The organism is Vulcanococcus limneticus LL, from assembly GCF_943369875.1.
Classification (GTDB): domain Bacteria; phylum Cyanobacteriota; class Cyanobacteriia; order PCC-6307; family Cyanobiaceae; genus Vulcanococcus; species Vulcanococcus limneticus_A.
In genome coordinates this window covers 24,078-47,773 of the sequence record NZ_CALROT020000001.1, presented here as the reverse complement: position 1 = coordinate 47,773, position 23,696 = coordinate 24,078, and the positions used below count along the sequence as shown (strand labels likewise).

General features: G+C 68.4%; 23 protein-coding genes. 14 read left to right on the top strand and 9 right to left on the bottom strand.

Translation table 11 applies throughout. The annotated features are described in order from the left end of the window. Positions 1–30 precede the first annotated feature (30 nt). Positions 31–654 (top strand): hypothetical protein, encoded by a 624-nt coding sequence (locus tag ACLV7J_RS00220; protein ID WP_411867123.1) that lies wholly within the window; start codon positions 31–33, stop codon positions 652–654. Between the two features lie 163 nt (positions 655–817). Here the strand turns inward: ACLV7J_RS00220 and ACLV7J_RS00215 are convergent, their stop codons facing one another. From ACLV7J_RS00215 to ACLV7J_RS00195, 5 genes are all read right to left on the bottom strand, one after another. Next, a complete protein-coding gene (locus ACLV7J_RS00215) occupies positions 818–1,219 on the bottom strand; it encodes a fasciclin domain-containing protein (RefSeq protein ID WP_411867122.1) in 402 nt (133 codons plus the stop codon). A 22-nt stretch (positions 1,220–1,241) separates the two neighbouring features. After that, complete coding sequence (locus ACLV7J_RS00210; protein WP_411867121.1) at positions 1,242–2,552, bottom strand: CO2 hydration protein; 1,311 nt, start codon at positions 2,550–2,552, stop codon at positions 1,242–1,244. Next, entirely contained in the window at positions 2,549–4,102 is a 1,554-nt protein-coding gene (locus ACLV7J_RS00205; protein ID WP_411867120.1) for an NADH-quinone oxidoreductase subunit M, read from the bottom strand. Before ACLV7J_RS00205 ends, ACLV7J_RS00210 begins: the two co-directional genes overlap by 4 nt. Continuing rightward, the gene (locus ACLV7J_RS00200) at positions 4,102–6,009 is read right to left on the bottom strand and encodes an NAD(P)H-quinone oxidoreductase subunit F (RefSeq protein ID WP_411867119.1); all 1,908 of its coding nucleotides are present in this window, start codon (positions 6,007–6,009) and stop codon (positions 4,102–4,104) included. Before ACLV7J_RS00200 ends, ACLV7J_RS00205 begins: the two co-directional genes overlap by 1 nt. A gap of 196 nt (positions 6,010–6,205) precedes the next feature. After that, positions 6,206–6,655 (bottom strand): hypothetical protein, encoded by a 450-nt coding sequence (locus ACLV7J_RS00195; RefSeq protein WP_411867118.1) that lies wholly within the window; start codon positions 6,653–6,655, stop codon positions 6,206–6,208. 135 nt (positions 6,656–6,790) lie between these two features. On the opposite strand from ACLV7J_RS00195, the gene ACLV7J_RS00190 reads away from it, so the two are divergent. Beyond that, positions 6,791–6,913, top strand: coding sequence for a hypothetical protein (locus ACLV7J_RS00190; protein WP_411867117.1), 123 nt, complete (start codon positions 6,791–6,793; stop codon positions 6,911–6,913). 262 nt (positions 6,914–7,175) lie between these two features. After that, positions 7,176–7,958, top strand: a complete 783-nt coding sequence (locus tag ACLV7J_RS00185) for a BMC domain-containing protein (RefSeq protein WP_411867116.1) — start codon at positions 7,176–7,178, stop codon at positions 7,956–7,958. Here the strand turns inward: ACLV7J_RS00185 and ACLV7J_RS00180 are convergent. The 4 genes from ACLV7J_RS00180 to rdgB form a co-directional block, all read right to left on the bottom strand. Then, positions 7,936–9,903 carry an EAL domain-containing protein gene (locus tag ACLV7J_RS00180; RefSeq protein WP_411867115.1) on the bottom strand — a complete coding sequence of 656 codons (1,968 nt, stop codon included), beginning with the start codon at positions 9,901–9,903 and terminating at the stop codon, positions 7,936–7,938. The two genes, ACLV7J_RS00185 and ACLV7J_RS00180, sit on opposite strands and share 23 nt — an antisense overlap. Beyond that, positions 9,900–11,111, bottom strand: a complete 1,212-nt coding sequence (locus ACLV7J_RS00175; RefSeq protein ID WP_411867114.1) for a diguanylate cyclase domain-containing protein — start codon at positions 11,109–11,111, stop codon at positions 9,900–9,902. Before ACLV7J_RS00175 ends, ACLV7J_RS00180 begins: the two co-directional genes overlap by 4 nt. Beyond that, positions 11,108–12,529 carry a DUF3365 domain-containing protein gene (locus ACLV7J_RS00170; protein ID WP_411867564.1) on the bottom strand — a complete coding sequence of 474 codons (1,422 nt, stop codon included), beginning with the start codon at positions 12,527–12,529 and terminating at the stop codon, positions 11,108–11,110. Before ACLV7J_RS00170 ends, ACLV7J_RS00175 begins: the two co-directional genes overlap by 4 nt. 91 nt (positions 12,530–12,620) lie before the next feature. Beyond that, positions 12,621–13,241, bottom strand: coding sequence for an RdgB/HAM1 family non-canonical purine NTP pyrophosphatase (gene rdgB, locus ACLV7J_RS00165; RefSeq protein ID WP_411867113.1), 621 nt, complete (start codon positions 13,239–13,241; stop codon positions 12,621–12,623). Between the two features lie 142 nt (positions 13,242–13,383). On the opposite strand from rdgB, the gene ACLV7J_RS00160 reads away from it, so the two are divergent. The 11 genes from ACLV7J_RS00160 to ACLV7J_RS00110 all read left to right on the top strand — a co-directional run bounded on the left by ACLV7J_RS00160 (position 13,384) and on the right by ACLV7J_RS00110 (position 23,682). Next, a complete protein-coding gene (locus ACLV7J_RS00160; RefSeq protein ID WP_411867112.1) occupies positions 13,384–14,376 on the top strand; it encodes a sodium-dependent bicarbonate transport family permease in 993 nt (330 codons plus the stop codon). A gap of 3 nt (positions 14,377–14,379) precedes the next feature. Beyond that, on the top strand, positions 14,380–14,661 hold the full coding sequence (locus ACLV7J_RS00155; RefSeq protein WP_411867111.1) for a P-II family nitrogen regulator: 282 nt from the start codon (positions 14,380–14,382) through the stop codon (positions 14,659–14,661). 355 nt (positions 14,662–15,016) lie between these two features. Then, positions 15,017–15,331: a BMC domain-containing protein gene (locus ACLV7J_RS00150; protein WP_094587519.1), complete on the top strand. Its 315-nt coding sequence runs from the start codon at positions 15,017–15,019 to the stop codon at positions 15,329–15,331. Between the two features lie 71 nt (positions 15,332–15,402). Further along, positions 15,403–16,815, top strand: a complete 1,413-nt coding sequence (locus ACLV7J_RS00145) for a form I ribulose bisphosphate carboxylase large subunit (RefSeq protein ID WP_411867110.1) — start codon at positions 15,403–15,405, stop codon at positions 16,813–16,815. Positions 16,816–16,966: 151 nt separating this feature from the next. Beyond that, a complete protein-coding gene (locus tag ACLV7J_RS00140) occupies positions 16,967–17,308 on the top strand; it encodes a ribulose bisphosphate carboxylase small subunit (protein WP_255125784.1) in 342 nt (113 codons plus the stop codon). A 187-nt stretch (positions 17,309–17,495) separates the two neighbouring features. Next, positions 17,496–19,976 carry a CsoS2 family carboxysome shell protein gene (locus tag ACLV7J_RS00135; RefSeq protein ID WP_411867109.1) on the top strand — a complete coding sequence of 827 codons (2,481 nt, stop codon included), beginning with the start codon at positions 17,496–17,498 and terminating at the stop codon, positions 19,974–19,976. Between the two features lie 12 nt (positions 19,977–19,988). Then, positions 19,989–21,806: a carboxysome shell carbonic anhydrase gene (locus tag ACLV7J_RS00130; protein ID WP_411867108.1), complete on the top strand. Its 1,818-nt coding sequence runs from the start codon at positions 19,989–19,991 to the stop codon at positions 21,804–21,806. Then, on the top strand, positions 21,806–22,099 hold the full coding sequence (locus ACLV7J_RS00125; protein WP_411867107.1) for a carboxysome peptide A: 294 nt from the start codon (positions 21,806–21,808) through the stop codon (positions 22,097–22,099). Before ACLV7J_RS00130 ends, ACLV7J_RS00125 begins: the two co-directional genes overlap by 1 nt. Next, positions 22,099–22,350, top strand: coding sequence for a carboxysome peptide B (locus tag ACLV7J_RS00120; RefSeq protein ID WP_411867106.1), 252 nt, complete (start codon positions 22,099–22,101; stop codon positions 22,348–22,350). Before ACLV7J_RS00125 ends, ACLV7J_RS00120 begins: the two co-directional genes overlap by 1 nt. A gap of 256 nt (positions 22,351–22,606) precedes the next feature. Then, on the top strand, positions 22,607–23,152 hold the full coding sequence (locus ACLV7J_RS00115; RefSeq protein ID WP_411867563.1) for a BMC domain-containing protein: 546 nt from the start codon (positions 22,607–22,609) through the stop codon (positions 23,150–23,152). Positions 23,153–23,157: 5 nt separating this feature from the next. Continuing rightward, positions 23,158–23,682, top strand: coding sequence for a ferritin-like domain-containing protein (locus tag ACLV7J_RS00110; RefSeq protein ID WP_411867105.1), 525 nt, complete (start codon positions 23,158–23,160; stop codon positions 23,680–23,682). Positions 23,683–23,696: the final 14 nt, after the last annotated feature.

Genomic DNA, 23,696 nt, shown 5'->3' with positions numbered 1-23,696 from the left:
GCCGACGCCAGAGGCCGACAACACTGGAGGGTGGTTCAGCGGAAGGAGCCCCTGGTGATGGCCATGACCCTGACGGCGGCGCTGCGGCGTTCCCGGTTGGCTGCCGCGGCGGCGGCGGGCCTGTTGATCGGGGCCGCACCGATGCGGGCGGAACCCCCAGGCCAGCCCGTCCGGGTGTCGCTGCAGGGCATCACCTTCACGGTGAGCAGCAGCGGCGAGGGCTCCGCCCGCCAGCTCACGATCAGAACCAGCGGCGGCCGCCGGCCGATCGGCCCGATCCGGCAGGAGATCCTCGGCAGCGTCAGCGGGGTGGAGGTGGCGGACCTCGACGCCAACGGCCTGCCGGAGATCTACGTGTTTGTGACCAGCGCCGGCAGCGGCAGCTATGGCTCGCTGGTGGGCTATGCGGTGAACCGAGGCTCCACCTCGATCACGCCGATCAACCTGCCCGAACTGAGCGGCAAGGCCGCCCAGGGCTATCAGGGGCACGACAGCTTCGCCGTGGTCGAACGGACCCTGGCGCGGCGCTTCCCCATCTATCGGCCCGGCGACACCAACGCCAAGCCCAGCGGCGGCATCCGGCAGATCAGCTACCAGCTGGTGCCCGGTGAAGCGAGCTGGCAGCTGAAACCGGTGCGTGTTGATCAGGACTGACCCTCAGGACTGCTAGCGGGATGCCGACGCTGGTGGGGATGGAGCCGATCAATTCAGGCCATGGTTCTTGCGATCAGCCAGAGCCTTGCTGCCCCCATCAAGGCCCTGCTGTTCGGTGACAGCGAGAGTCAGCAGGGCATCCGACATCGGCCCGTTAGACCCATCAGCCCGGCAGGATCACCCGATCGATCACGTGCACGATGCCGTTGTCGCAGACGATGTCGGCACTCACCACGGTGGCGTTCTTCACCTCGAAGGGATCGGCGCGGCGGATCGCCACCGGTGCGCCCTCCAGGCTCTGCCATTCCGGCTGGGTCACCAGCTCCTCCCGCGAGTGGGCTCCGCTGAGCACGTGGAATTTCAGGATGCGCCCCAGCTGGGGAGGGTTGTCCACCAGGGTCTGCACGGTGCCCGGCGGCAGGGCGGCGAAGGCGTCATCCACGGGGGCGAACACCGTGAACGGGCCAGGACCCTCAAGGGCACCCGTGAGACCGGCGACCTCCACGGCGGTGAGCAGGGTGCCGAAGCAGCCGGCGCCCTTGGCGGTTTCGATGATGTTGGCCATGGGGATGGGGTGAGCGGCGAGATCAGCGGTAGTCCTGGGTCTGGACCTGGGGCAGACGCGCCTCCGGCCGCAGGAAGCGATCCATCTGGGCCTCAAAGAAGCGTCGGTTGGCCAGCAGATGCTCGGGATCGGTGTCGTCGAGGGGATACAGAAGGGCACAGCGCAGGGCCTGGATCACCGCCGAGGTCACGTTGTACATGGAGCGCTGGAAGGTGACGCCCAGCTGGATCAGCTTGTCAGCGTCACCGCGCTTGTGCTGCTTGTAGAGCTCCTCGAGGTAGGGGGGCAGGAAATGGAGCATGTCCTGCATCAGCAGGGTGGGCGGGATGCCGGCGGATCCCACCGGGAACACATCGGCATAGAGGATGCCGTAGTGGAAATCGGCCTGATCGGACGGCACCTGATCGGCCTGGGCGTTGTAGCTCTTGGTGCCTCGGAAGGGAGCCGTGCGATAGAACACCGCCTCCACATAGGGCAGGGCCGCCTCGTAGAGCCAGGTAAAACCCTCACTCTTGGGAATGATCTCGATGCACTCACCATCGATGTAGACATGGTGATAGATCGGCCGCCCAGCCACGGCAAAGATGCCGTTCACCAGGAAGTCCATGGCATCGGGCACCCCCTTGAAGCCACCCTCATCGTAGATATCGCTCATCTCAAAGAAGACGGGCGCCATCACCTCCCAGAACAGGCCCAGGTTGGCGTAGTAGCTCATCTGCTTGACCTGCTCCATGAACATCTCAGGGAACAGGCGGTACAACCCCAGCATCAGGGGGTTGCCGCGGAAATAGGCCTTGATCGCGCGGTCGGCATTGGCGCGATAGGCGTCGCTGGCCAGGTAGTCGTTGAAGCGGCCGCCCATGTTCTGATGCCAGAGCATGGCCTGCATGCAGGCCTCGGCAAACTCCATGTTGATGCGGTCATGCCAGAGGTGATGCAGCAGCTTGGGCAGCTTGCCGGTTTCACCCTTGGCCATGAACTCCAGCAACTCAGGATGGGCCTTCTCGCCACCGCGCCAGATGCGCAGCTTCGATTGGTCACCGGCGTAGGAGTTGGGAAGATCGAGATAGTCCTGGCTGATGAAATACTTGAAGGCCGGCAGGGGATTGAGGAAAACCCTCTCGGCGATGTAGAGAAGATCACGCCAGTAGAAATCCATCGGCACGGCATAAGCCTTGTAGATGCCGATGATCTGCATCAGGTTTTCCGGCGTATCCGGAAGCATCGAGCCGCCCGCCTCCAGCCGATGGATCACATCGGCATAGGGATGGGTGGAGGGAGGGATCAGGGGCTGGCGGACCGTCTCGGTGACCGCGGCGGTGGGAGGGGTCATGAGGGCAGCAGCTCCGAGTCGGAAGGCAGGGTGGCGGCGATGAGGGCGGTGCTGGAGCGGGCGTAGTAGGTGGCGCCTGAAGCTCCCACCAGGAACGGCTGAGCCCGGACGGCCAGGCCGGTCGCTTCGGCTTCGCTCCAACCGGTGAGGGCCGTGGGCCACAGACCCGCCGCGACCACCAACACGGTGAGCAGCATGGCCGGCGCCCGTTCACTCCAGAGGGTGTGGGCCCAGTCGGCACGCTCGTTGTCGAGTCGACCGAAGCCCACACGGTTGAAGAGCCGGATGGCGTAGACGGCCGTGAAGCCCGAGGCGATCAGGCTGATGAGGGTGGCCACCGGGAACGTGGTCCAGCTGCCCTCGAACACCAGCAGCTCAGCGGGGAAGCCGGCCAGCCCGGGGATACCGGCGGCGGCCATCAGGGCCAGCAGCAGCATGCCCATCGTGAACGGCAGACCCCGCAGCGGATTCATCAGACCCGAGAGCTCGGGGATGGAGGTGGTGCCGGTCTTGCGCTCGATCAGGCCGACGCAGGCGAACAGCAGGGCCACGATCAGGCCGTGGGCGAGAACCTGGGCGATCGCCCCCTGCAGGCTGAGCGGGGTGGCGGCGGCGAGCGCCAGCACCAGCAGCCCCATGTGCCCCAGGGAGCTGAAGGCCATCAGCCGACGGATGTCGGTCTGGGCGATGGCGTTGAGGGCCCCGTACACCGCGCTGATCGCGCCGGCGGCGGCGATCCAGGGAGACCAGGCGATCCAGGCCTCCGGCAGGAAGCCGACGCCGAAGCGCAGCAGGCCATAGGCCCCCAGCTTGGAGACGACACCGGCGAGCAGGATCACCACAGGGGTGGAGGCCTGGCCGTAGGTGAAGGGCTGCCAGCCGTGCAGGGGCACCACGGGCAGCTTCAGGCCGAAGGCCAGCAGCAGCAGGGCCAGGATCCAGCGCTGGGCGCTGGGAGTGAGCTCGGCGGAGGCGAGATCGGCAAAATCAAATCCAGGACCTGCCGCGTTGAACCAGTTGAAGGCCAGCACCGCGGCGAGCATGCACAGCCCCGACACGGCGCTGTAGAGCAGGTAGCGCACGGCGGCTCCGGCGCGGCGCTCTCCTCCCCAGGTGGCAATCAGCAGGGTGAGCGGGATCAGCACCAGCTCGAAGGCCAGCAGGAACAACAGGGCATTGCGGGCCAGGAACGCCCCGATCACGCCCAGGTTCGTGAGCAGCATCAGCGAGAAGAAGAGCCGGGGACGGCTTTGATCCGCTGGGGCCGAGAGGATGGCCAGGCTGGTGAGCAGGCCGCAGAGCAGCACCAGCGGCAGGGACAGTCCATCGAGGCCCAGATCCAGGCTGAGGCCCAGGGTCGGCAGCCAGGACAGCTGCAGATCAGCCGGCGGATGCTGCCAGCAGATCAGGGCGAACAGAACCTGCAGGGCGCCGGGGATTGCGGCAATGCTGCGGATGCGGGCGGAGCTGAAGCCCGCCGGCAGAAGGGGCTGCACCAGGGTTCCCACCAGGGGCAGGACCAGCAGCAGTAGGAGAGGAGTCGGTCCCATCAGCGGAACGGGCGGACGAGGTCGGTGGGCGGTGAGGCGATGAGCCAGGCGGCCATCAGCAGCACGCTGAGGATCAGGGTGAGGGCGTAGGCCTGGGACCGTCCGGAGGTGGTGAGGCTGAGGCGACGGGCCCCCGCCATGGCGGCGCTGCCGGAGGCGCCACTGAACCCCTCGATCAGGCGGTCATCCGACCAGGCGCTCAGGCGGGCCAGGGACACCACCAGCCAGACAACGGTGCGGTGGTAGAAGCGCTCGGTCTGCATGTCGTGGGCCAGCCAGTCCTGGAGGCCACCAAGGGCCGAGGGCAGGTGCGCGAGCGGATGGGGACGCAGATAGAACACCGCCGAGAGGCCTCCCCCCACGAGGGTGGAGACGAGCAGGGGAATCGCCTGGGGACCCCAGCCCGGCAGGGGAGCGAGGGGGAAGACACCGTTGATCGCGAAGAGCTGGGGCTGATGCAGCACCAGCCCCATCAGCACGAAGGTGGGGAGAGCCATCAGCCACAGCACCTCCGGGGAGCGGGCCGTGAACACGGAGGGACGACCGCCCCAGATCAGGCCGAACACCCGGATGAGGCCGGCGCTGATCAGGGCATTGGTGAGCAGCACCACGCCCCCCAGCACCAGCGGTTGGTCGCTCGCCGCGGTGAGCTCCAGCAGTTCCCGCAGGGCGGCGAAGCCACCGAAGGGAGGCAGGGCCATCAGGCCGGCGGCGCCGGTGAGGAAGGCCAGGCCCATCAGCGGTCGCTTGTTCCACAGACCGCCGAGCTGGGTGAGGTCCTGGGTGACGTTGGTGAGCACGATGGCGCCGATGGCCATCAGCATCAGCGCCATGGGCAGGGGATACACGAGCATCAGGTGATCGGCGACGCTGATGCCCCCCAGGCCGACAGCCACAAACAGCAGGCCGAGCCAGCTGCTCACGAGGAAGGAGAGGGCCCGCTTCACATCGATCTGGGCCAGGGCGATCAGGGACGCGACCAGGGCGGTGGTTCCGCCCACGATCACCAACACGCTCTGCACCAGGGGGCTGAGTTCGATCAGGGGCTCCAGGCGCAGCAGCACCCAGGCGCCGCCCACCACCACCACCGAGTTGCGCAGCACGGTGGAGGGCAGCGGGCTCTCCATCGCCTCGTCGAGCCAGAGGTGCAGGGGGATCTGGGCGCACTTGCCCATGGGACCGGCAATCAGGGCCAGCAGGATCAGGGGCAGGACCTGGGGCAGGGGATGGTCGTTGTTGACCTGATCGGCGGCCCAGGCCTGGAGGCCGTGGAAGTTCCAGGTGCCGGTGATGGGCAGAAGCGCGATCAGGCCCGCCAGCAGGATCAGGTCACCGATGCGCTTGGTGAGGAAGGCGTCGCGGGCGCCCTTCACCACCAGCGACTGGTTGTACCAGGTGCCCACGATCAGATAGGTGCCGAAGGTGAGCAGCTCGAGGATCACGTAGCTGAAGAACAGCGAATCGGTGAGCACCAGGGCGCAGAGGCCCGCCTCGAAGAAGCTCAGGGACCCGAAGAACCGGGGCCAGCCCCAGTCCATCTCCAGGTAGGCGATCGAATAGAGCTGCACCAGCACGTGCAGGCCCGTGATCACGGTCATGGCCACCAGGGCCGGTTCCGTGATCAGGCCGTCAAAGCCGATGCGCAGGCCAGCGGTGCTCAGCCAGGTCCAGCCGAAGGTGACGGGGCGGTAGAGGGCCTCGGCGCCGGCACTGGCATTGGTGTGCAGGGCGATCAGGGCCACCACGCTGTGCACGAAGGCCAGCGAGACCATCAGCAGGTTCATGTACCCGCAGGGGCGTGGGCCGGTGCGGGAGATCAGACCGGGCGACCAGGCCAGCGACGCCACGGCGGCCAGCAGTGGATAGACCGGAACCAGCCAGGCCGTTTCCAACAGGGCGATGGGCATCGGCGATGTCAGCGACGGAGGTCAACGGAGCTCGAACGCAGCGACGACCCAGGTGTTGGGGGCCTGGCGGGCAGACCACCGGAAGGGTCGGGGCGCTGACGTGGTGCGAACGGTAGAAACCGTGGACGGCCGTTGGGTGACGCTGGCGAAAGGTGTTGCCTATCGAAGGGCTAAGGCAGCGTTATCGACTTGGGGCTCAGAAGCGCCGCCGGCCGTCGTTGAAGCCGCCGCTGCGCTCCTCGCCCACCTGGCTCAGCTTCCAGACGTTGCGGCTGAGGCGCCGGGCCCGGAGGCCGCCCCGCTCCACCCGCTCCGAGCCGGGGCGGGCCCCCAGCAGGAAGGTCACCTCGGCGGTGCTCAGGGGGGCGCCGGTCCTAAGGGCGAGATCGATCAGCTCCAGGCGGTGGCGCAACTGGGCCACATCGCAGCTGCCGCCATCCTCCACCTCGCTCCAGCTCCAGGGCGCTTCGCCGTTGGCGGCGAGCTTCTGCATCAGGCCCAGGCCCACCAGCGCCAGGGCCTGCTCGGCCTTCACGCCGGGGCCCACGGCCTCGGCGATCCAGGCCCCGAGGCCCTGGGGATCGGCGCTGCCGGGCAGGGGCTGGGCGGCGGAGGAACCGTTGGAGGCAGCGCGCTTGGGGGCCACGGAGCTTCGGGCTGGGGGTGGCCGGACGGTACCCCCTGGACACGGGCGTGCAAGGGGGCAAGCGCAGCCGTGGCCAGGCTCTTCCGATCCTTCTAGGTCTGGGTGGCCTGGCAGCAGCTGATCCCGCCCCGATCCATGGTCCTGTCGGAGCTGCCCATCAGCCTGCACGGCGTCGATCCGAAGCCGATCCACTCCATCGTCTGCCACCACTACGAGCCGACATCGCCGCGAGCCAGCCGCTGCTCTCCGAGCGGCTGAAACGCCCGGACGTGCAGGTGGTGGCCGAGGGGCGCTCCCAGGCCGAGCTCCAGGCGACGCCACCATGGCGGGATCGGCCGGGGGGATCGGGCCGGGGGCGGGCGGTAAGATCGCACCAACATTCAGAGGTGGGGCAGCGACCAGGACCGTCTGGTCGTCGCGTCGGTCCCCCCCTCTGGTCTCGCCCATCCAGGGGCGACGCAGTCCCCGGAGCGACCCCTTCCCCTTGCCGAACCGCATCCCCAGGGCCAGAGCGCGGTCGGTGCAGATCACCGGAACCGACCTTGGCTTCGGTGGCGGCAGTCTCGGCAGCGGCAGCGGCCTCGGTGGCTCAGCGGGTCCCTCGCCATCGGCAGCCAGCTGCGTCATCACCACCGATTCCGAGGGGGCACGGCTGAGCCGACAGTCGAGCCAGGTGCAGTCGATCGAGCTGCGCACCTACGTGTTCCTCGATTCGCTCCAGCCCCAGCTCGCCGCCTACATGGGCACGGTGAGCCAGGGCTTCCTGCCGATCCCGGGGGATGCCTGCCTCTGGCTGGAGGTGTCGCCGGGCATGGCCGTGCACCGCGTCACCGACATCGCCCTCAAGGCGAGCACGGTGCGCCTGGGCCAGATGATCGTGGAGCGGGCCTTCGGCTCGCTGGCGCTCTACCACCGCGACCAGAGCAACGTGCTCCACTCGGGCGAGGTGGTGCTCGAGGCCATCGGCAGCACGGTGGAGCAGCGCAGCCGCTGCGAGGTGAGCTGGACCGAGATCATCCGCGCCATCACCCCCGACCACGCGGTGCTGATCAACCGCCAGAACAGGCGCGGCTCGATGATCCAGGCCGGCATGAGCATGTTCATCCTCGAAACCGAGCCCGCCGGCTACGTGCTGATCGCCGCCAATGAGGCCGAGAAGGCCTCCAATATCACGATCGTGGACGTGAAGGGGGTGGGGGCCTTCGGCCGACTCACCCTGGCGGGCCGCGAGGGCGACGTGGAGGAGGCCGCCGCCGCCGCCATGCGCGCCGTGGACGGCATCAACCGCCGCGCCCGCGACTGAGCCGCCCCAGCGCACCCGCGACCCAGGAACGCCCCGGCAGGCGGCGGCGCAGGGCCCGCAGGCGGCTGGGGTCCGCTGGAATCGCCGGGGGACGGAACTCCTGCTGCTGCAGCTGTTCAATCGCCTCGGGAACCGAGACCGGCTGGGAGAACAGATAGCCTTGGGCCTTGGCCACGCCGTTCTGCAGCAGCCAGTCGCGCTGGGCGCCACAGTCGACGCCCTCGGCGATCGTCGCCATCCCCAGATCCTGCAGCATCGTGAGCATGGTGCGCAGCAGGGTGCGGGGTGAATCCTGCTGTCCACTGAGACGGGCCACGAAGGTCTGATCCACCTTGACGATCTGAATCGGCAGGGAGATCAGCCGGGCCAGTGAGGAATAGCCAGTGCCGAAGTCGTCCAGGGCGATCCTCACGCCGCGGTGCACCAGGGCATCGAGGAACTGATCAAAGGCCGCATCCGTGTATTGAAAGATGTCTTCCACAAGCTCCACCTGCAGGGTCCAGGCCGGTGGAATCGGCGTCGCGTCGATGAGGTTGAGCAGCCGTTCGCGCAGCTGGGGATCCTCCAGCAGCGTGCCGGAAAGATTGACGCTCATCGTCATCTCGCGACGCGGAATCGGCTGGGCCAGCAACGGCAGCGCCGCCAGGGCCTTCTCCAGAATCAGCAGGTCGAGTTCTCCGGTCAGGCCGGTCTCGAGGGCCAGCGGCAGGAAGTGGCTCGGCGGCAGCACGTCGCCGTTCTGGGGCCAGCGCGCCAGGGCCTCAAAGCCCACGGTCTCGCTGCTGGCGAGGTCCACGATCGGTTGCAGGTAGGGCACCAGCAGCTTGCCGGCCACCGCATCGCGGAAATCCGATTCCAGCCGATAGATCCGCTGGGCGGCGACGCGGGCCTCGGCATCGATCAGGCAGAAGGCACTGGCCGTGCGTCGGCTCGCCATCCGCAGGGCCATGCTGGTATCCGCCAGGATCGCCTCGGCGTTCTGATCGTTGTGGCGGCAGAGGGCGAGGCCGATGGCCACCCCCATCGACAGGGCCTGGGAGCCGCTGCGATAGGGCTGGCCGCTGAAGGCGATCACCCGTTCTGCCAGCTGCTCCACGGCGGGCTGATCCTGCTGGAAGGGCAGCAGCGCCACCAGCTCGGCATCGGCAAATCGGGCGATGGTGGCCGCCCTGGGCAGGGCCGCGAACATCCTCCGCACCGCTTCATTGAGGAAGTCTTCGGCCACCCGGCCGCCCAGGGTGGCATTGATCCGCTCGTAATCGCGGAAGCGGCAGCGCATCAGGGCGAAGGGGGAGCCGACATCCATCGTGAACAGCAGATCCAGCATCTGCACCATCTGATCGCGACTGACTAGGCGCTCCAGGGAGCTCAGGCGCTGGGGGGAAGCCTCACCCAGACGCTCCGGTTCCTGGCCCAGCGTGCGGCCGGACGGCCGGCCGGCGTCGGGCCGGCCCTCCAGCTGGCCGACGGTGAGAGAGGCCAGCCGCGTGAGGCTGTCGATCTGCTGCTGATCGAGCTGGTGCGGCTCGCGGCTGATCACACACAGACTCCCCACCGCAAAGCCCCGGGTGGTGATCAGCGGAAAGCCGGCATAGAAGCGGATGTGGGGATCACCGCCCACCAGGGGATTGGCGGCGAAGCGGGGATCCTCCAGACAGTCGTCCACGATCAGCGGATCACGCTGCAGGATCGTGTGGCCGCAGAAGGAGATGCGGCGCGGTGTCTCCTCCTGGGCCAGGGGCGCACCCAAGCAGCTCTTGAACCACTGGCGGTTGGCGTCCACCAGGCTGATGATGCCGATCTCGGTGCCGGCGATGCGCCGCGCCAACTCGCTGATGTCATCGAAGCGGTCTTCCGCGCCCGTATCGAGGACGCCCAGGCTGTAGAGCTCCAGCAACCTGGCGTGCTCATCGGCCGGAATCGCGGGCTCCTGCAGTCCGGTCATGGCGACAGCCTCAGGCGCGAGTTCGCCTCACCGCCGAACCACACAACCCGGTTGCGCCCCTCCTGCTTGGCCTGGTAGAGCGCACGGTCCGCCACGGTATAGAGATAGTCGATGTTGTAGCCACTATCGCCCGTGGCCACGGCGCCGATGCTGGCCGTGATCGACAGGCGATGACCGCCGTAGCGAACGGAACTGGTCTCCAGCTGAATCCGCAGCCGCTCCATCGCCCTGCAACCGGCCTCCTTCTGGGCGGGGATCAGCAGGGCGAACTCCTCGCCACCGAAGCGACACACCAGATCCTCAGGGCGGGTCACCGCCTTGAGCACGCCGGCAACGGCCACCAGGGCCGCGTCGCCACAGCCGTGGCCGTAGGTGTCGTTGATGCGCTTGAAGTGGTCGATATCGAGGATGGCGAACACATACGAGGAGTGGCTCTCCTCGGCGGCGGCCAGCAGGGTGATGGCCTGCTCCATGAAGTGGGTGCGGTTGCTCAGTCCGGTGAGGCCATCCATCTGGGCCTCCTCGGCCATCCGCGGCAGCAGCCGCGTGGCGATGGCCAGCCAGAAGAAGCCCACCAGCAGACTGGCGACCGCCATCGACACCAGCAGCCAGACCAGCACGTCCTCCAGCAGATTCACCCAGATGAGGCCAGCATCGAAATTCACCACCACCAGGAAGCGTTGGCGGGGAAGGCCCAGATCCTGCGACGCCATCTCCACGGGCCTGACGACCGTCAGGCCGCCGGTGGCGATCCGGATGTTGCCTGATCGCAACAGGCCGCAGTCGTGACGATTCAGCCGAAAGCAGTCGACAACCCCGCGGAATTCCGGATCGCTGGTTTCAGGAAAAGAGAACACCGGATCGGTAATGGGCAGCAGACGCCAGGCAGGCCTGGAGCTGTAGGCAACGCGTCCCTCGTCATCCACCACCAGCAGCAGATTGAGACCATCGGCTCCCGCATTCCCGGAGGTTGTGCCATAGGCCTCCACCAGGCCCTGGCGGAGCTCGGACGGCATCCTGACCGCCATGGAGCTGGCCACGACCTCGCTGGCCTGCTCACCGGCGCGGACCACCTCGCGATGGCGCTCCAGCACGTCGATCAGCGAGAGCAGCAGGGTGAACAGCAGCGAAGCCCCGAGCCAGTAGCCGAACAGCAGGGGCCGAAGCAGGCGGGACGATCGACGGTGCAGGGAGGGGGTTTCCTTCATGCGGCGTCGCGGTGCTGTCGCAGCAGCTGGGCAATGCGCTCGAACACCTCGGTGAGCTGACGATGGGCCTGTTGCTGCGACCGCAGGAACGCCTCCATCTGCAGCGAGGCGAGATCGCCCGCAGCCTCCATCTGGCGCTGGAGGGCATCCCCAAAGCGGCCGGCATCGCTCAGGGCCTGATCGGCCGTCTGGAGTTCTCCCTCCAGGGCGCGCAGCTCCCGTAGCGGCACACCGGCCTCCTCCTTGAGGCTGGTGATGTCCACCTGATTGGCCACGTAGAAATCTGGTTTCTCGCGGCTGGCGCCACCCACGGGCGTCAGGGTGAGGCGATTCCAGAAGCGGCTGCCGTCCTGGCGGTAGTTGATCAGTTCGCCGCTGTAGGCATCCCCGCGGCGGATCGCCTGGCGAATGCGCTCCACCTCCTGGGGGTCGGTGTCGGGCCCCTGCAGGAAGCGGCAGTTGAAGCCGATGCTCAGCTCCCTGGGATAGCCCGTCATCGCCGTGAAGGCCTGGTTCACATACACCAGCGGATTGTCCGGCTGGCGCATGTCGGCCACGGCGATGCCCACCACGGAATTGTCCACGACCGTGCCGAAGATGGAGAGCTCCTGCAGCTGGTCGGCCATGCGGGCCGACAGCGTCGACTCGCGGGCATTGGCCTCAACCAGCCGCCGGTTCGTCTTGTTCAGCTGCAGGCTCTGCTGCCGAAAGACGCCTGTGGCCCCAACGGACACAACACCCAGCAGCCCCACGTAGCCCAAGAGGTAGCCCAGGTTGCCGAAGCCGTCCACGCGCATGCCACGCACCGTCACCTCCTGGATGCCGCGCACATCGCCCAGCTTCCAGTCGCGCTTGGGCGAATCGGGATGGGCGTTGTGGCAGGTCACACAGGCCTGGCGCATCAGCACCGGGGTGGCCAGTCGATAGGTGGAGCGCCCCAGGCCGTTGCCTTCCAGCTGGGTGAAGGTCTTCAGGCCCGGCTCGCTGCGGAAGGTCTCCAGCGCTTTCTCCTCAAAGGCATCGAGCGTTCGGGACGCCCGGTTGGCAAAGGGATAGTCGGAGATGAAGTCGTAGTGGATGCGCCCATCGGTGTGGGCGTTGTCAAACAGGGCGCCGAGTTCAATCGAGAGGGTGGCGGGAATCGGAATGCCGCCATGCACCTCGCGGTAGTTCTCGGAATACACCGCCTGGCCGTCGGCGGCCTGCAGGCGGGCGATCACGTTGTCGGCGTAGTAGGCGCGGATGCCCGAGGCCAGGGTCGAGACCTCCCGGGCCTGCAACCGCATCTGGTCGATGGTGGCGCTCGAGACGGCGTTGAGCGCCACCACGGGCAGCATCAACAGGCAGGCCAGCAGCAGCCAGAGGATGGCATCAGGCCGCAGCACAACCCGGCGCAGTTTGCCGATGCCGCCAGCCATCCGGGACACCAGGGGCAGATCGAACCAGCGACGCCCTTGAGCCACAGATCGACAGCCATGCAATAGGTACCGCTTCAACGGTACTGCGGCCTCAGGGCAACCGCAGCCAGTGCCGGAGCCCGGGGGCCAGCGCCCGCGCCGCCTTGCCGCGGCTGCCCAGCTTGTGGCGCAGGTGCTCGGGGAGCTCGGCGTAGCTCAGGCCCGCCTCCCGCACCCAGAAGATCGGGTCGTAGCCGCCGCCATGGCCCTGGGGAGCGGTGAGGATCTCGCCGCGGCAGATCCCTTCGGCCTCGAGCACCGTGGTGCCGCTGGGATCGGCCAGGGCCATGGCGCTGTTGAAACTGGCGCTGCGGTAGGGCGTGGGCCCCAGCGCGTGCAGCAGCCGATGGATGCGCTCGTGGTCGGTGGGGGCGTAGCGGGCGGAGTAAAGGCCGGGGGCACCGCCCAGGGCATCCACCTCCAGGCCGGAGTCGTCCCCCAGGGCCCACTGGCCGGTGAGCCGGGCCACGGTTTCGGCCTTGAGGCGCGCATTCTCCCGATAGGTGAGACCGGTCTCCTCAATCTCGAGCCCATCCGGCTGGGGACGCACCTCCAGGGCCACGGCATCGAGCATGGCACCGATTTCCGCCACCTTCCAGCGGTTGCTGCTGGCGATCACCAGCACGGGATGGGGCGCCGCTGGCCGCACGGCATCGCTCACAGGGATCGCCATTGTGGCCAACGGCGCGCGCGGCCCTGGAGCCATGGCAGCTGAAACCCGTCGGCCCAGGGCGTTTGCAATTGGCTAAGGGCCTGAAGGAGCCAGCAAACACCACTCCTAGGGTTAGGGCCACTGTTGTCAGAGCCGGGCGCCCATGGAGACCAGCCTGGTGCTGCAGAACCTGCTCTCGCCTCCGGTTCTGTTCTTCTTCCTGGGCGTGCTGGCGGTCCTCCTGGGCTCCGACCTGGAAATTCCCTCGCCGCTACCCAAGCTCTTTTCCCTCTATCTGCTGCTGGCCATCGGCTTCAAGGGCGGGGTGGAGCTGGCCCATAGCGGGCTCGGCGGCCAGGTGCTGCCCACAATCCTGGCGGCCGTGGCCATGTCGCTGGTGGTGCCGCTCTACAGCTTTCTGCTGCTGCGCACCCGGCTCGATCTCTACAACGCCGCCGCGATCGCAGCCACCTACGGCTCGATCAGCGCCGTGACCTTCATCACCGCCCAGAGCTTCCTCGGGGTGCTGGGGCTGCCGTTCGACGGCTTCATGGTGGCGGCCTTGGCCCTGATGGAATCCCCGGCCATCATCATCGGCCTGCTGCTGGTGAAACTGGCCGGGCCCCAGAAGCGTCCCGACGACGGGGCCATGGGCTGGGGCGCCGTGCTGCAGGAGGCCTTTCTCAACAGCTCGGTGTTCCTGCTGGTGGGCAGCCTGGTGATCGGCGTGCTGGTGGCCAGCTTCAGCCCCCAGGGGGTCGAGAAGATGCTGCCCTTCACCGACAAGATGTTCTACGGGGCCCTCAGCTTCTTCCTGCTGGACATGGGCATCGTGGCGGCCCAGCGCCTGGGGGATCTGCGCCGCGCCGGCCCGCTGCTGATCGCCTTTGCGGTGCTGATGCCATTGCTCAACGCCCTGATCGGCGTGACGATCGCCCGCGGGCTGGGCCTGAACCAGGGCGATGCCCTGCTATTCATGGTTCTGTGCGCCAGCGCCTCCTACATCGCTGTTCCTGCCGCGATGCGGATGACGGTGCCGGAGGCCAATCCGAGCCTCTACATCTCCACCTCCCTGGGGGTCACCTTCCCCTTCAACATCATCGTGGGGATCCCCATCTACATGGTCCTGGTGAAGCAACTCATTCCCGCTGGCTGAACCATGAAACGCGTCGATCTGATCCTCAGTGAACGGGCCCTGCAGAAGGTGCTGCACGTGATCGATGCCGCCGGAGCACCGGGCTATTCGGTGATGCGCCACGTCACGGGCAAGGGGCCCCACGGCGCCGTGTCCGAATCGATGGACTTCAGCAGCCTGGGGGCCAACGCCCACGTGATCGTCTTCTGTGAGCCGGAGACGCTGGAGAAGCTGCGGGAGGGGATCCAGCCCCTGCTGCGCTACTACGGCGGCGTGGCCTTCGTGTCGGAAGCGACGCCCCTCTGAGCCCGGGCCCACGGCCGCCGAGCGACGCCGGCGGACGCCAGGGGCGCGGCCCCTCCGGGAAGCCTGGGGCGACCGGACGGTCTCGGCCCCCCAGGGACCCCCACGGGAGCCGTGGGCGGGACAGGCGCGCATCACGGCGCCTTAGAGGCGGAATCCCTGTTCTGGGGCGGGAGGTTGGCGTCCACTGACGCGCCGCCCACAAGCATTTAAGACGTTTTGTGGCGCTTAGATCAGCCTCGCTTATGCAAGGCAGCGTCGACCCTGATGGCTCCAACACCCCAAACGGCTTGACGGGGGGAACCGCCGCCGACCATGGTTGCTGGCGAACATTCCACCCCTCCTCCAGGAGCAGGTAATGGCTAACGAAACCATGGGCATCGCCCTCGGCATGATCGAGACCCGGGGTCTGGTCCCCGCGATCGAGGCCGCAGACGCCATGACCAAGGCCGCCGAAGTGCGCCTGATCGGTCGTGAGTTCGTGGGCGGCGGTTACGTGACCGTTCTCGTCCGTGGCGAAACCGGCGCTGTCAACGCTGCCGTTCGCGCCGGCGCCGATGCCTGTGAGCGCGTGGGCGACGGCCTGGTGGCCGCCCACATCATTGCCCGCCCCCACCGTGAAGTGGAGCCTGCCCTGAACAGCAGCGCCGGCTTCGTGGGTTCCAAGGACTGAGGCCTGAGGCGGGCCGCTGACGGCCGCTCAACACTCTGATTCTTTTTCCCGAACCCACCCGGAGATTCTCCATGGCAAAGAAGTACGACGCTGGGGTCAAGGAGTACCGCGACACGTATTGGACTCCTGATTACGTTCCCCTCGATTCCGACCTGCTCGCGTGCTTTAAGTGCACCGGCCAGGAAGGTGTGCCCCGCGAGGAAGTGGCCGCTGCTGTGGCCGCTGAATCCTCCACCGGCACCTGGTCCACCGTGTGGTCCGAGCTCCTCACCGACCTCGACTTCTACAAGGGCCGCTGCTACCGCATCGAAGACGTTCCTGGCGACAAGGAATCCTTCTATGCGTTCATCGCCTACCCCCTCGACCTGTTCGAGGAAGGCTCCATCACCAACGTGCTGACCTCCCTGGTCGGCAACGTGTTCGGCTTCAAGGCCCTGCGCCACCTGCGCCTGGAAGATATCCGCTTCCCGCTGGCCTTCATCAAGACCTGCATGGGTCCCCCGAACGGCATCCAGGTCGAGCGCGACCGGATGAACAAGTACGGCCGTCCCCTGCTGGGTTGCACCATCAAGCCGAAGCTCGGCCTGAGCGGTAAGAACTACGGCCGTGTTGTCTATGAGTGCCTGCGTGGCGGTCTGGACTTCACCAAGGATGACGAGAACATCAACTCGCAGCCCTTCCAGCGCTGGCAGAACCGTTTCGAGTTCGTGGCCGAAGCTGTGAAGCTGGCCCAACAGGAAACCGGCGAGAAGAAGGGGCACTACCTCAACTGCACCGCCGCCACTCCTGAGGAGATGTATGAGCGTGCCGAGTTCGCTAAGGAACTGGGCCAGCCCATCATCATGCACGACTACATCACCGGCGGCTTCACCGCTAACACCGGTCTGGCCAAGTGGTGCCGTAAGAACGGCATGCTGCTGCACATTCACCGCGCCATGCACGCGGTGATCGACCGTCACCCCAAGCACGGCATCCACTTCCGTGTGCTGGCCAAGTGCCTGCGTCTCTCCGGTGGTGACCAGCTGCACACCGGCACCGTGGTGGGCAAGCTGGAAGGCGATCGTCAGTCCACCCTGGGCTACATCGACCAGCTGCGCGAATCCTTCGTTCCCGAAGATCGCAGCCGCGGTAACTTCTTCGACCAGGATTGGGGTTCCATGGGCGGCGTGTTCGCCGTGGCCTCCGGCGGTATCCACGTGTGGCACATGCCTGCCCTCGTGGCCATCTTCGGCGACGACTCCGTGCTGCAGTTCGGTGGTGGTACCCACGGCCACCCCTGGGGTTCGGCTGCTGGTGCTGCTGCCAACCGCGTGGCTCTCGAAGCCTGCGTCAAGGCCCGCAACGCCGGTCGCGAGATCGAGCGCGAAGGCCGCGACATCCTCCTGGAAGCCGCGAAGCACAGCCCCGAGCTGGCCATCGCCCTCGAGACCTGGAAGGAAATCAAGTTCGAGTTCGACACCGTCGACAAGCTCGACGTCAACTGATCGTTCCGGCGGTGTGGTGGAGAGGTGCTTCGGCCCTCTCCCTGCCCTGCCAACCGATCGCCCAGCCCCGATTCAGCGGGCCGTCTGAACGCGACACAACCCGAGCACCCCAAGGTTCCGGGTTCATTCCATCCCTTCACCAAGGATCCCCATGCCCTTCAAGAGCACCGTGGGTGACTACCAAACAGTCGCCACCCTGGAGACGTTCGGCTTCCTGCCGCCCTTCACCCAGGACGAGATCTACGACCAGATCGCTTACATCATTGCCCAGGGTTGGAGCCCGCTCGTTGAGCACGTCCACCCCAGCAACTCCATGGCCACCTACTGGTCCTATTGGAAGCTGCCCTTCTTCGGTGAGAAGGATCTGAACGTGATCGTGAGCGAGCTGGAAGCCTGCCATCGCGCCTATCCCGACCACCATGTGCGTCTGGTGGGCTACGACGCCTACACCCAGAGCCAGGGTTCCTGCTTCGTGGTGTTCGAAGGCCGCTGATTCAGCGGACTTCGTCAGCCGTGGTCCCGATCGTGATCGGGACCACCTCCCTTTATTCGCAGGTTTCCTGCACTCCGCAGTCGAAGGCCGTTCACCATCCGCACCACCGCCGGCATGCCGCTGGCCTGGGCTGAGCTGAACCGCCGACCACTGCTTATTCCTCAGTCATTCCATTCGCCGGGCGGACATGGCCAGCACATCGAGTCGTGAAGCAGCTCTGGAGCGCCGCAAGGCCCTGACCAACGGTGGCAAGAAAGCCACGGGCCGCTACGCCTCGTCCCCCAGCCGTGTGCGCACCGCTGCCGACGCCCGACCCACCCGCACCAACAACCCGGTGCCCAGTCCGGCCGAGGTGATCGCCGCCAGCGCTCCGAGTGCGAGCGATCCCTCGCGCCGACGGGCCGGCCAGCCCGAGCGCGCCCCGCGCCGCAGTGTGGAGCTGAGCTCCGCTCCGGCCGGCGGCCACCGCAGCGCCGCCAAGCCCGTCGCCAACCCCAGCCGCGAGCTGGTGCTGGCCCGCCGCGAAGCCCTCAGCCGCGGCGGCAAGCGGGCCGATCGCTCCAAGGACCGCAGCCGCACCGAAGCCGCCAAGGAAGCCGCCAAGGCCGCCCTCGTCGCCGGCAGTGCGCCTTCGGCCAGCGATCCCTCCCGCAAGGAGGCCGGCAGCCAGCCCTGCAAGTGCCAGGACAAGGGTGGCGACGCGACAGCAGCGGATCGTCGCGGCAGTGACCGCACCGCCAGCCTGTCCCTGGGCAGCAGCCGCGCCGCCAGCAGCGCCACCAATGGCAACGGCAACCGTGCCGTCACCAAGAAGGGCACCGCCCAGCACAACCCCAGCCGCGCCCTGGTGCTCGCCCGCCGCGACGCCCTGGCCAAGAAGGGCAAATCCGCCAGCACCAGCGCCTCCGCCGGCAGCGCCGCCGTGGTGCGCCAGGGCAATCCCGATCTGAGCACCCGCGAACTCGCCCAGAAGCTGCGGGAACTCAAGAACAAGAGCGGCAGCGCCGGCATCGTGCGCACCGGCAGTGGCAGCGGCAGCACCCGCCCCAGCGGCCCCAACCGCAAGGGCGCCAAGCAGGCGGCTGAGGCCAGCCTCAAGGTAGGCGTGAGCGAGACCCTGAGCGGCCAGGTGGTCACCGGCACCCAGGCCAACCGCTCGGTCAAGACCACCGGCAACGAGGCGGCCACCTGCCGCACGATCACCGGCACCGAATACCTCGGCGCCGAGGTGTTCCAGACCTTCTGCCAGTCGCAGCCCAGCCCCGCCCAGCCCGCCAAGGTGCGCGTCAGCGCCACCAGCCACGGCAACCGGGTCACCGGCAACGAGGTGGGCCGCAGCGAGAAGGTGACCGGCGATGAGCCCGGCACCTGCAAGAGCATCACGGGCACCGAATACATCTCCGCCAACCAGTCCGCCGCCTGGTGCGGCTCCAGCCCCGCCGCCTCCGTGCGCAAGGTGGGCCGCAGCCAGACCCAGGGCGGCCAGGCCGTCTCCGGCGTGCTGGTGGGCCGCTCCGAAAAGGTGACCGGCGACGAGCCCGGCTCGGGCCTGCAGCTCACCGGCGACCAGTACCTCGGCCGGGAGGCTCCCGCCCCGGGTCAGGCTCCCGCCAAGGTGGCCAGCTTCAACACCCTGCGGGGCACCGGCATCACCGGCACTTCCGTGGGCCGCAGCGAGCGCGTCACCGGCGATGAACCCGGCAGCTGCCGCAACGTCACCGGCGACGAATACCTGGGCTCCCAGCAGTTCGACAAGTTCTGCGGCAACCGCCCCGCCCCCGAAGCCGCCAAGGTGGGCTTCAGCATCACCAACAAGAACCTGGTGGTGAGCGGCACCCGCACCGGCCGCAGCGAAAAGGTCACCGGCGATGAGCCGGGCACCTGCAAGGCCGTGACCGGCACCCCCTACGCCGGCCTCGAGCAGACCGGCCAGTGGTGCTCCAGCCAGCAGGTCCAGGCGGTTCGCGAGCGTCTGCCGATGGCGATGGCCATGGCCAACCGCCGCATGACCGGCATCAAGCCCGGCGTGGGCGGCGTGATGACCGGTGACGAGCGCGGCGCCTGCGAGGACGTGACCGGCACCCCCTACATCGGCGCCGACCAGCAGGCCGAGGCCTGCGGCCTCTCCACCGGTGCCGTGGCCCCGGATTTTCCCCAGCCCCTGAACGCCGCCGCCTGGCAGCAGTTCAGCGTCCAGTCCCCCGCCCGGGAGGCCCAGATTGAGCGCGAGCGCACCGGCGCCGTGACCGGCAGTACCTATGAGCAGGGAGGACGGATCACCGGCCCTTTTGACATGGCCGGCGGCAAGGTGACCGGCACGGAGCAGTTCCGCTTCGACCGCCGGGCCCCTCAGGCCCTCGCCGCCCGTCCCGTCGCCGCCGCGGTGACCGCCGATGAGGATCTGCGCCCCGCCTCCCGGGTCACCGGGGAGGGCTCAGGCAACAAGATCACCGGCGACGACTGGGACCGCGGTGAGCGCGTGACCGGCACCGAGGGCAGCTCCGCCCGCCGCCGCAACCCCACCCGCGTCGGCCCGATGAGCGCCATGCCCTCCGCCCAGCCGAAGCGCAATGTCGAGGTGGCCGTGCCGGTGAGCCGCGTCACCGGTTCCAGCGGCAGCACCGATCAGGGCTCCCTGATCACGGTGTCCGGCGGCGCCCGCGGCTGAGCGAGCTAACCCATGCCCCGGCGTCCCGCCAACTCCAACCAGACCCGGCCGACCCCGCTTGGCCCCACGGCTCCGCGCCGGCGTCCCGGATCCCCCGTGGTCCAGGCCGACGCGGGCCTGGCCCCGGTCCGGGCCTTCAGCAAGGTGCTGCGCCAGCGGGAACTGGCCCAGGCCGCCCGCCAGGGGGGCAGCCGTCCCCGCCAGCGCCGCAATCCGGCCGCCGAGGCCCTGCGCTCCAGCGTGGCCGCGATCCGCTCCAGTGACGAGACCGCCAACCCGGTGGTCGCCGGCCCGGCGACCACGGCCGCAGCGGCATCCCCGCTGACCAGCAGGCCCGCCAGCGGTGGCCCGGCAGGACGCCGGGTACGACCCGTGGCGGCCCAGGTGATCCGCACCGCGGCCCGTGCCAACACCGCCGCGGGCAGCCTCCACCCCCTCAGCCATCCCGCCGCCAACGCAGCCCTGCGCGCCTACGAAGAGCGCATCAAGGGCGCCTTCGATCGGATCGTGCCGGTGCTGAAGCGCCTGTCGGCCCTGCAGCACGAGCCCGACTTCGTGGGCCAGGCCCAGCGCCTGGCCCAGGCCGAGCTGGGCTACGAGCTGCCCCTGCCGATCCTCGAGACCGCCTGGACCAGCCAGCTGGACATGCGGACCCTCTACGCCTGGTGCGTGTTCGAGGCCTACGAGCAGACCAGCATCAGCTTCTTCGAGGCCGACCCCCGGGCGGCCGAGGCCGGCAGCCCCGACGCCGAGGCCTTCGAGGCCTTCCTGCTGGACTGCGGCTTCCACCTGCTGGATGTGACCCCCTGCGCCGACGGGCGCCTGGCCCACGCCATCGCCTACGCCCTGCGGCTGCCCTTCAGCGCCGTGCGGCGGCGTCCCCACGCCGGCGCCATGTTCGACGTGGAGAACACGGTGGACCGCTGGGTGAAGACCGAGCACCGCCGCTACCGCGAGGCGATCCCCAACCCCGCCCACGCCGACACCCGTTACCTCAAGACCGTCGTCTATCACTTCAGCTCGGTGGACCCCTGCCACGAGGGCTGCGCCGCCCACGGCAGCGACGACAAGGCGGCGGCCGCCCAGGGCCTGCAGCGCCTCCAGGACTTCCAGCAGGCGGTGGAGAACAGCTTCTGCTGCGGCGCCTCGGTGGATCTGCTGCTCATCGGCATGGACACCGACACCGACGCGATCCGGGTGCATGTGCCGGGCCGCGACGGCCGGACCGACCTGACCCAGTGGCTGGATGCCCGGGATGTCTACGAGGCCACGCGCCAGCTCAGCCCCGAGGCGGGCCGCGAGCGGATCGAGCAGCTGGTGCTCCAGGCCGCCGCCGCCAGCCCCGATCCGGGCATGGTGCGGCTGATCGCCCGCCTGATCGAGCACAACCTCTCCCAGATCGACTACGTGCGCCAGTACCACGGCGGCCACTACGCCGACGCGGGCCATGCCGAGCGCTTCATCGGCGTCGGGATCGGCTTCAAGGAGATCCACCTGCGCAACCTCACCTACTTCGCCCACATGGACACGGTGGAGGAGGGCGCGCCCGACCTCGACGTGGGTGTCAAGATCTTCAAGGGCCTGAATGTGTCGCGGGGTCTGCCGATCCCCGTGGTGCTCCGCTTCGACTACCACGGGGCCGTCCCCGGGGCCAGGGAGCGGGCGATCCGCCACTGCGAGCGGGTCCAGGCTGCGATCGAGAGCCGCTATGCGGAGCTCTGCGGCCAGGGGCTGCTGCACACCCTGCTCACGATTCGCGACCGGGACCGTCCGGTTCCGGCCGAGACCGTGAGCTCGTCCATCACGTTCAACACCGGAGGGGGACACTGATGTTGATCTGCAAAGTCATCAAGCCGCTGGTCTCCACCAATCGCATCGCCGATTTCCAGCACAAGCACCTGCAGGTGGTGCTCGACGGCAGCACCCAGAAGGTGGCCGTCGATGCCGTGGGCTGCATTCCCGGCGACTGGGTGATCTGCGTGGGCAGCTCGGCGGCCCGCGAAGCCGCCGGCAGCAAGTCGTATCCCAGCGATCTGACGATCGTGGGGATCATCGACCACTGGGATCCCGACGCCGCCAAGGCCATGGCTGCTGGCAACCCGCCGGCAGGAGGCGCGAAGTAATGGAGATCATGCAGGTCATGGGCTCCCTCGTCTGCACCCAGCGGGTGGCGGGCTTCGCCCACCTGAACCTGCGGGTGCTGCGCACCCCCAAGGGCAAGCTCAGCGTCGCCTGCGATCCGGTGGGTGCCGCCCCCGGCAACTGGGTATTCACCGCCAGCGGGTCCGCCGCCCGCTTCGCCACCGGCAAACCGGATCTGTTCACCGACCTGACCATCGCCGGCATCATCGACCACTGGTCACCGGACGGCTGAGGCCCGGATCACCACTCCGACCATCCCTCCAGGTCTTCGCCCTCCCTCGCCTGCATCCTCCCCAGCCATGGCCACCCCCCGCTCCCGACCCTCCAAGACCAGCGCAAGCCGGGCCAGCGGTAGCCAACCCACGGCTGCGGCAAAGCCAACAGCCGCGGCTCAGCCCACAGCTGCGGCCCAGCCCGCCGGGGCCCCGGCCTCCGCGCCGGCGGCGCCGGTGGCCAAGCCGGCCGAACCTCCGGTGGTGACACCGGAGGTGGCCAGCCCCACCCCGGCTCCCGCCGCCAAGGCCCCGGCCGCAGCGGCCACACCCAGCCCCGTGGTGACCACCACCGCCACCACGGTGAGCCGCTCGGCTCCGGCCCGGGCCGCCTCCAGCGGCCGCTCCACCAGCTCCTCCCGCCCGGCCGCCAAGGCCAGCTCCACCCCCGCCCGTTCGGGCGGGGGTGCCGGCACCCCACCCACCTCCTCCACCCGCTCTTCCAACGCCATGGCTCCTTCCGTGCACGGCATCGCCCTCGGTCTGATCGAAACCCGCGGACTGGTGCCGGCCATTGAGGCCGCTGACGCCATGACCAAGGCCGCCGAAGTGACCCTCATCGCCCGCGAATTCGTGGGCGGTGGCTACGTGACCGTGATGGTGCGCGGCGAGACCGGCGCCGTGAACGCCGCCGTGCGGGCCGGCGCCGATGCCTGTGAGCGGGTGGGCGACGGCCTGGTGGCGGCGCACATCATTGCCCGCCCCCACACCGAAGTGGAGCCCGCCCTGGTGGGCAGCACCGACACCGCCCGTCGTCTCTGATGGCCATGGACGCCGTCCATCCGCGCGTCCTGGGGTACCTGGGGCGCGCCCTCAGCCTGGAGCTCTCCGCCGTCCAGCAGTACATGACCCAGGCGTCCCTCGTGGACCTCTGGGGCGATGCCGCCTCGGCCGAGCGTTTCCGCGCCGAAACCGTGGAGGAGATGCAGCACGGCGAGCGGATCGTGCAGCAGATGCTCTCCCTGGGGGTGGCCCCCGCCGCCTCCCAGCTGCAGCCGGTGAGCCACGCCCCCGACCTGGTCGGGCTGCTGGAGCAGAACGTGGAACTGGAATCCGCCCTGGTGGCCCACTACGACGAGGCGACACGCTTCTGCGAGCTGATCGGCGATGGGGCCAACGGGGCCTTCTTCCGGGCCCTGTGGGAGGAGGAGACCCACCACACCGAGGAGCTGGCCACCTGGCTGCGGGAGCTGGGGGGTCCGCGTCGCCGCGGCTACCAGGCCTACGGCCGCCGGGCCCCCCAGGCCCGGGCCATGCCGGCGGCTGGCCCCGGCGATCGGGCCCGCTTCTGAGCGCCCCGACCCCA

Coding starts and splice junctions, on each gene's coding strand:
- ACLV7J_RS00215 (WP_411867122.1), bottom strand. CDS start 1,219: ATGGCCAACATCATCGAAACCGCCAAGGGCGCCGGCTGCTTCGGCACC.
- ACLV7J_RS00210 (WP_411867121.1), bottom strand. CDS start 2,552: ATGACCCCTCCCACCGCCGCGGTCACCGAGACGGTCCGCCAGCCCCTG.
- ACLV7J_RS00205 (WP_411867120.1), bottom strand. CDS start 4,102: ATGGGACCGACTCCTCTCCTACTGCTGCTGGTCCTGCCCCTGGTGGGA.
- ACLV7J_RS00200 (WP_411867119.1), bottom strand. CDS start 6,009: ATGCCCATCGCCCTGTTGGAAACGGCCTGGCTGGTTCCGGTCTATCCA.
- ACLV7J_RS00190 (WP_411867117.1), top strand. CDS start 6,791: ATGGTCCTGTCGGAGCTGCCCATCAGCCTGCACGGCGTCGATCCGAAG.
- ACLV7J_RS00180 (WP_411867115.1), bottom strand. CDS start 9,903: ATGACCGGACTGCAGGAGCCCGCGATTCCGGCCGATGAGCACGCCAGG.
- ACLV7J_RS00175 (WP_411867114.1), bottom strand. CDS start 11,111: ATGAAGGAAACCCCCTCCCTGCACCGTCGATCGTCCCGCCTGCTTCGG.
- ACLV7J_RS00170 (WP_411867564.1), bottom strand. CDS start 12,529: ATGGCTGGCGGCATCGGCAAACTGCGCCGGGTTGTGCTGCGGCCTGAT.
- rdgB (WP_411867113.1), bottom strand. CDS start 13,241: ATGGCGATCCCTGTGAGCGATGCCGTGCGGCCAGCGGCGCCCCATCCC.
- ACLV7J_RS00160 (WP_411867112.1), top strand. CDS start 13,384: ATGGAGACCAGCCTGGTGCTGCAGAACCTGCTCTCGCCTCCGGTTCTG.
- ACLV7J_RS00155 (WP_411867111.1), top strand. CDS start 14,380: ATGAAACGCGTCGATCTGATCCTCAGTGAACGGGCCCTGCAGAAGGTG.
- ACLV7J_RS00150 (WP_094587519.1), top strand. CDS start 15,017: ATGGCTAACGAAACCATGGGCATCGCCCTCGGCATGATCGAGACCCGG.
- ACLV7J_RS00145 (WP_411867110.1), top strand. CDS start 15,403: ATGGCAAAGAAGTACGACGCTGGGGTCAAGGAGTACCGCGACACGTAT.
- ACLV7J_RS00140 (WP_255125784.1), top strand. CDS start 16,967: ATGCCCTTCAAGAGCACCGTGGGTGACTACCAAACAGTCGCCACCCTG.
- ACLV7J_RS00135 (WP_411867109.1), top strand. CDS start 17,496: ATGGCCAGCACATCGAGTCGTGAAGCAGCTCTGGAGCGCCGCAAGGCC.
- ACLV7J_RS00130 (WP_411867108.1), top strand. CDS start 19,989: ATGCCCCGGCGTCCCGCCAACTCCAACCAGACCCGGCCGACCCCGCTT.
- ACLV7J_RS00125 (WP_411867107.1), top strand. CDS start 21,806: ATGTTGATCTGCAAAGTCATCAAGCCGCTGGTCTCCACCAATCGCATC.
- ACLV7J_RS00120 (WP_411867106.1), top strand. CDS start 22,099: ATGGAGATCATGCAGGTCATGGGCTCCCTCGTCTGCACCCAGCGGGTG.
- ACLV7J_RS00110 (WP_411867105.1), top strand. CDS start 23,158: ATGGACGCCGTCCATCCGCGCGTCCTGGGGTACCTGGGGCGCGCCCTC.